The sequence below is a fragment of the Nostoc flagelliforme FACHB-838 genome (assembly GCF_014698065.1).
Classification (GTDB): Bacteria; Cyanobacteriota; Cyanobacteriia; order Cyanobacteriales; family Nostocaceae; genus Nostoc; species Nostoc flagelliforme_B.
Genome location: NZ_JACJSI010000373.1, coordinates 1 through 5,578 on the forward strand (window position 1 = coordinate 1; position 5,578 = coordinate 5,578).

At 42.5% G+C, this 5,578-nt stretch carries 8 protein-coding genes; 3 read left to right on the plus strand and 5 right to left on the minus strand.

Annotated elements, in window-relative coordinates; translation table 11 throughout:
• Positions 1-434, minus strand: a 434-nt coding sequence (locus H6G97_RS44015; RefSeq protein WP_242056022.1) for a Coq4 family protein, incomplete at its 3' end; no start/stop codon positions are given.
• 128 nt (positions 435-562) lie between these two features.
• On the opposite strand from H6G97_RS44015, the gene H6G97_RS44020 reads away from it, so the two are divergent.
• Together H6G97_RS44020 and H6G97_RS44025 are read left to right on the plus strand one after the other, a co-directional pair.
• Entirely contained in the window at positions 563-1,165 is a 603-nt protein-coding gene (locus H6G97_RS44020) for a TetR/AcrR family transcriptional regulator (RefSeq protein ID WP_242056023.1), read from the plus strand.
• 307 nt (positions 1,166-1,472) lie between these two features.
• Positions 1,473-1,937, plus strand: a complete 465-nt coding sequence (locus H6G97_RS44025) for a hypothetical protein (protein WP_190946793.1) — start codon at positions 1,473-1,475, stop codon at positions 1,935-1,937.
• Between the two features lie 697 nt (positions 1,938-2,634).
• On the opposite strand, the gene H6G97_RS44030 is transcribed toward H6G97_RS44025, so the two are convergent.
• The 4 genes from H6G97_RS44030 to H6G97_RS44045 form a co-directional block, all read right to left on the minus strand.
• Positions 2,635-3,189 (minus strand): VanZ family protein, encoded by a 555-nt coding sequence (locus H6G97_RS44030; protein WP_190946794.1) that lies wholly within the window; start codon positions 3,187-3,189, stop codon positions 2,635-2,637.
• A gap of 460 nt (positions 3,190-3,649) precedes the next feature.
• Complete coding sequence (locus tag H6G97_RS44035) at positions 3,650-3,886, minus strand: hypothetical protein (RefSeq protein WP_190946795.1); 237 nt, start codon at positions 3,884-3,886, stop codon at positions 3,650-3,652.
• A gap of 23 nt (positions 3,887-3,909) precedes the next feature.
• On the minus strand, positions 3,910-4,590 hold the full coding sequence (locus tag H6G97_RS44040; protein ID WP_190946796.1) for a hypothetical protein: 681 nt from the start codon (positions 4,588-4,590) through the stop codon (positions 3,910-3,912).
• 218 nt (positions 4,591-4,808) lie between these two features.
• On the minus strand, positions 4,809-5,336 hold the full coding sequence (locus H6G97_RS44045) for a hypothetical protein (protein WP_190946797.1): 528 nt from the start codon (positions 5,334-5,336) through the stop codon (positions 4,809-4,811).
• Between H6G97_RS44045 and H6G97_RS44050 the strand changes: the two genes are divergently transcribed.
• Positions 5,336-5,497, plus strand: a complete 162-nt coding sequence (locus H6G97_RS44050) for a hypothetical protein (protein WP_190946798.1) — start codon at positions 5,336-5,338, stop codon at positions 5,495-5,497. The genes H6G97_RS44045 and H6G97_RS44050 overlap by 1 nt on opposite strands.
• Positions 5,498-5,578: the final 81 nt, after the last annotated feature.

The window sequence follows — 5,578 nt, forward strand, 5'->3', positions numbered from 1 at the left end:
TGAAGTTGTGCCAAATAAAAAGCTTGTAAGCCAATTTCTCCAATTTCACTTGTATCAAATCCGGTTATGATGTGCCAAATATCATGGGTCTGCCGCCAGCGATTTTCTATGTAACTGCTGTCAGAATTGCTCTCTATTTCTGGCTCTAGCGTTTTAAAGCTTAACTGTTTCATGTGGCTAGCATAGGTATAGCCCAAGGAATCTGGAGGATATTGTAGTAAAGCTTCTAAATCATGTGTAGGAGCAATATAGCGTTCTGTCAATATATCTGCTACTTCTGGAGTTGTTTTCATACTTGCAACCGCTAGTTGAAAAGCACGACTATCGAGTAGACTATCGCTCAATTCCCAAACAGGTTTTAGATTACCGTTTTCATCTAACAAAAGCATGACGAAAGCTTTTATCCCTTTGAGTGTCTGAACAATGGATGGCATGATCTGACCTGTTAAATACAGAATTTACCACAAATATGAACAATGTTCATTTTTGATATATGAGCATTGTTCATGTTTGTCAATGATAATTTTGAAGGATGATAAAAGAACTTCACAAAGCCTCAACCATGCGACGCCAACCCAAGCAGGCACGTAGCCAAGAACGAGTTCATCACATTTTAGATGTGGCGGAGCAACTTTTTATCGAACTTGGTTATGAGCAAACCACTACAAGAGCCATCGCCACACGTGCAGCCATTCCAGTTGGCTCGTTATACCAATTTTTTCCAGACAAAGAGGCACTTGTCCGGGCGCTTGCCAATCGCTACTTTCAACAGGAATATCAAATTTTTGTACAACTTCATACAGAGCTGGCAAAGGCTGATATTGCTACTTACGTTGAGCGCATGGTAAATGCGTTTGAAGATTTTGCACAGCAGCATCCTGGTTATCGAGCAGTATTAGGACAGTTAATCGACTTGATGACCCTTACTGATGCCAGTAAGTTTAACGAATATGACCAACAGATATTAGTTGAACTAGCTGATTTCTTTTCACGGCGAAACCCTCGACTCGATGCCACTCAATCTCGACTGATTGCCACAACCGTATTTAAAGTCTCAAATGAATTGCTGTGGCTTTCATTCACGCGTGAGCCACTTAAGCGCAAACAACTAGTAAAGGAAACCAAAATCTTAATTACTGCTTATTTGCAAACATATCAAACTTAATTAACTTGAACATCTCCAATACTTACTCCCGCTTTTGTGATAGATGCTTTTGCCTCTATGAAACCTAAAAGTCCTTCTTCAAACGCAGTCAAATACGGGTGCTTCAATTCCCCCAAGTACTTTAGGACTAACTAGAATGGTGTTTCTAGCTTGCTTTTTTCTCGCAGTCTACTAATGCGATCAGCGTTCGCGTAGCGTCCCGCCATCGCAAATCAAGAGCATCTGCTGACATTCTTGGGGTAGGTACTTGAGTATAAGAACTCATTAATAGCTAGAATTTACAGTGTTTGGATAGGAGAAAATTAACGTGGCTCAAGAACAACTCGCCAAATGGTTTCTGAGTGCTGCTGCGCTTTCAACCATTATAGTTCCTATCGGTGTAGATGCAGTTTTGCTGTCAAATGGTCACATGAACAACCCAGCATGGCTACCTCATGCAAAGTTGCATTGTGCTATGTCATTTTTTGCTGCTCTTTCATTAGGCGGTTCTGCTTTAGCAATTTTAAAAGTTCGTCCGGTGAGCGATCATTTTTCGATGGGTCTGGCTGCCTTTCTCAGTTCTGCATTTTGGATTGGGTTAATTGCTGCGGGATTTTGGCCGGGAACTTCATACGGATTTCTCAATGATCCAGTTCTGGGCAATGTTCGTGAGCCTCAATTTGGTGGAATCATCATTTATCCAAATGTAGTGGCTAGTGTAATTACGATTGTGATTGCTATAACAGGTTACTGGTTAACAACTTACAAAAGGTCTATTGGTCAATCGAGGTAAGTTCGTTCTAATATCTGTTGCACAAAATCTTTGACAATCTGGCCTGACGGAATTTTACTCTCTGCCTCTTCTATTGTGGTAAAAACAGTCAACCTTTGACCTCATCTCACCTGTGATCATCCGTTTAACTCCAAGGTCAAGCACCTGTGTCACCACAGCAGTGCAATAGCAAAAAATTAAATCTGGTATTTCTCACAAGCATTGCGATCGCTTGTTGCCATAGGCATCGCTATGACCAACACCTTTATCTTGCATACAGGCACGGAGTTTGAGCAGTTTAGTTTTCCTTTATGCTATTTTTTAGACGTTTTTGCCAGGTAAACTTGGACATCCATTTTTGTCAGGTAAAGTTGGACAACCTGCCCAAAATCTTCTTTAAGTCACATGAACCGCATCCAGTCAATCAAGCAATACCAACTTTAGTTGGTTGTGCGGTTAACCTCTCGACTATTTTTGGCGTGTCGATTCCAACGAAATGTTCTACCGAACTGGCGTGGATGTAGTATTCCCAACAGGTAACATTTCTATCCAGTTCTCGTGGAACGGCCGTGGTCAGAGGCTGCTAATAACCTTTGTGACACCATAAGCGGCTTGGGTCAGTCCGCTGCACCACGGTTGTTCAACTGCCATTGGCAGTTGCTGAAAAGACTCGTACTTATTGTATGCGCTACGAGTATGCTTTGACTCGGGCGTTCGTTCAGCGCGTTGGGCGTGCGTCCCGATGGAAGAGCTGGTCAATAAGTGCAATACGTGACATCTGTTTGAACAGCAGATACCCTAGCACCCCGCCTAGTGTATTTGCAAGAAGATCATTAACATCGGGAACGCGCCAATTTCCCAGGGTAACGTTAGTGACGAACTGCGTGAGTTCGATGGCTAGGGAGAGTTTAAACGTTTGCCGCGCGATGGTTTTGACAGACGAGGATGTCGGTAAGAGCAACGGCAGAAACACCCCAAGCGGAACCATCAGGATGACACTTGACAAGAAGCTGCGAAGATCAGCGGTAAGGATCGGTATTGCGTTAATGAACCCAGGATTTTGTGGAGCATACCTGCCAATCTGGATCTGAAGTGGGAGCAATACAAGATAAAGAACGGCAAGGAGGTAGATCACGAATGCAGTTAAAATTGCCAACCGGAAGACACTCAACCTTCTGCCTTGATAGACAGTAAGGTACAGCAGGGTAGCAAGGTACGCCACAAAGAGAAACACAAGTATGGGAGCAGACGGAATCGAGAAACTGATGTTCATGGGGTGAACTCCTTCGTTAGGGTGTGCAACGCGCTTGATGGTGAAGACGAGGATACTAAGAACCGTGGCTGATAAGTAGGTGGGAAACCAGTCATTGATTTCTAACCTAACTAAATACGCAAGGCAACCATCTGCTCCGTTCGCTCTGCTGATGAAAAGACGGGGATGTTTGCCAAAAGTTGCATTCTATGTGGTGCATCTGCACCAAGAAGGTGTTCACAAGGATTGAAAACAGGTTGAGCAATCGATCAGAATACTGGAAAACAATTGGGTACGGAGATGAACAAACAGGCGAACTATTATTTAGCTGCCATTATGTAGTATTTTATAGGCATTCCAGAGCATAGCTTCTTTGGATAAAATAAAAAATTCAACCTTTTCTAAATTCTCAGTCTTTTTGAGTAAAGCTTACTTGTAAGTTTTTTGCTCGATAAAACTCAAAAGTTCTTCCTCAAACGCATTAAAATATGGTCGCCTCAGTTCCCCCAAATGCTTCAGCACAGCCTTGGGGCATCTTCCAAGTTCTCGTTTTCCCGTAACCTACTGATGCGATCGCTGATTGACTGCATCTGTTGACATTCCGAAGGCAAATAGTTGAGTGATTTAAGGTGGTCGATTCTCGCAGTGTACTCCCCATCCCACATTGCGACTGTGCAACTGAACTCACCCACATGGCTAACGATGCACCAGCACCCATACCCATCCGTGAGAGGTTAAGATTTAGCCGCTAGTGCCAATAAGTAGCGAACGCATATCTGAATCATAGGACTCATAGCTTTTCCAACCAATTAAACCTAAAATGTTAGTTGAAAAATTGATAATTAATCTACTTTCAATATCAAATGCTAAATCCCTAAAAAATTGGTCTTGTTCATCATAATAGCTTGCAATCAGATTGAAGATGGTCGTGTTTACTCCACTAAGCTTTTCCTCATCTATATGATTAAACTGATTACGACCAGCATAAATTATTAATCCTATAGGCACATTACGAACTCTACGACCAATACAAAACCTAGCGACTTTACTTTTAGGCTTTATAACTGAACGTAAAATCTCTGGCAAATCTTCAGCTATTTCTTCATTTGTAGAAAATAGTTGGATTCCCATTGAGGCTATTTGCAGCAAAGAACCACAGAGTGCTGCAATTGCAAAGCTTTCTGCAAAATACTCTTTTTGAGCTTGAAGTAATAACTTTATTGCTGTTTCATTTTCCAGTAACCAATTATCATAAGCTTGCCTTCGAGCTTCTAATATTGCTGCTGAATCAGTTAAATTACTGCTGAAGTTGAAAATTGGTATTGGTTTTTTAAGAAAAATTTCATTATATGAATTGATCCCATCAAAAAGCTTTAAAACTGCACTTTTTGTAGCTCTAAGATACTCTTCTGATGATTCCATATTTTAGGTAAATAAACATTAAATATAACAATTTTAATCTTTTTCATTATTCCCTCACCCCCAGCACACCCCAGAATCTCCCTAACCCACACTTTCTCTTGCTCCATCTGCTGAACGCGCTTTAATAACCGATTGGGAGTATACTTTAATGACTTGAGGGTGCGATCGCCCTCACTCCAAAAGTCGTAGTGATGCTACGCCTGCTGGTAATTCTCGCATCAGCCGTCAGTTTCTAACTCCAACAAACTCAACACCTTATCTTCCAAGTCCGTCAAATAAGATCGCCTCAGCTTCCCCAACGACTCCAAAAACTTCTGCACCGACTCCTCCAGCCCACTCGAATACACCCGATTGATGCGATCACAAATCACCTGCATCTGCTCACACTCGGCAGGCAAGTATTCGTAAGATTTCAGATGCTGCAACCCAACAGCGTACTCACCATCCCACATTCTCACGCTGCAACTAAAGTCATTCACTGCGCTGACAATAGCCCAACACCCACCCTTGTCCCTGAGTTCCGGGTTGTCTTTGGCAAGGATTTGGCAGACTTCACCCAACTGGTAGGTGTTTGGTACTTCGGTTCTCTCCATTATTTTTTGCACCACATCCTTCACAATCCTACCAGTCGGCACTTTCCCACCAGCAAGTTCTACTGCCGTTAGCCACACTTCTTGCTGTTCCTGGGGTTCGAGCTTGGTCATGGGTCGGACTTGGCGTTCGCTAGTCGGTAAAATGTGATCCAATGGATCACATTTTTCAAGCAAATTATCAAAAACAACAGCCGCATCCATTAAAAGATAGGACTGGCGACGACTATGTCCAAATCTTTCCCGGCAATATTCCTCAAATGTCTTATGCGTCGAACGATATAACGGTCGGTTCGCTCATTTCACAAACAGAATAGCCAAATAACAGCCTGAAAGTGTAGTCTGCAAAGGTGTTCACTAATAATTGAGGCGGCTAGATAACAGTTGCAAAACACTAC

Coding starts and splice junctions, on each gene's coding strand:
- H6G97_RS44020 (WP_242056023.1), top strand. CDS start 563: ATGCGACGCCAACCCAAGCAGGCACGTAGCCAAGAACGAGTTCATCAC.
- H6G97_RS44030 (WP_190946794.1), bottom strand. CDS start 3,189: ATGAACATCAGTTTCTCGATTCCGTCTGCTCCCATACTTGTGTTTCTC.
- H6G97_RS44035 (WP_190946795.1), bottom strand. CDS start 3,886: ATGGGTGCTGGTGCATCGTTAGCCATGTGGGTGAGTTCAGTTGCACAG.
- H6G97_RS44040 (WP_190946796.1), bottom strand. CDS start 4,590: ATGGAATCATCAGAAGAGTATCTTAGAGCTACAAAAAGTGCAGTTTTA.
- H6G97_RS44050 (WP_190946798.1), top strand. CDS start 5,336: ATGGATCACATTTTTCAAGCAAATTATCAAAAACAACAGCCGCATCCA.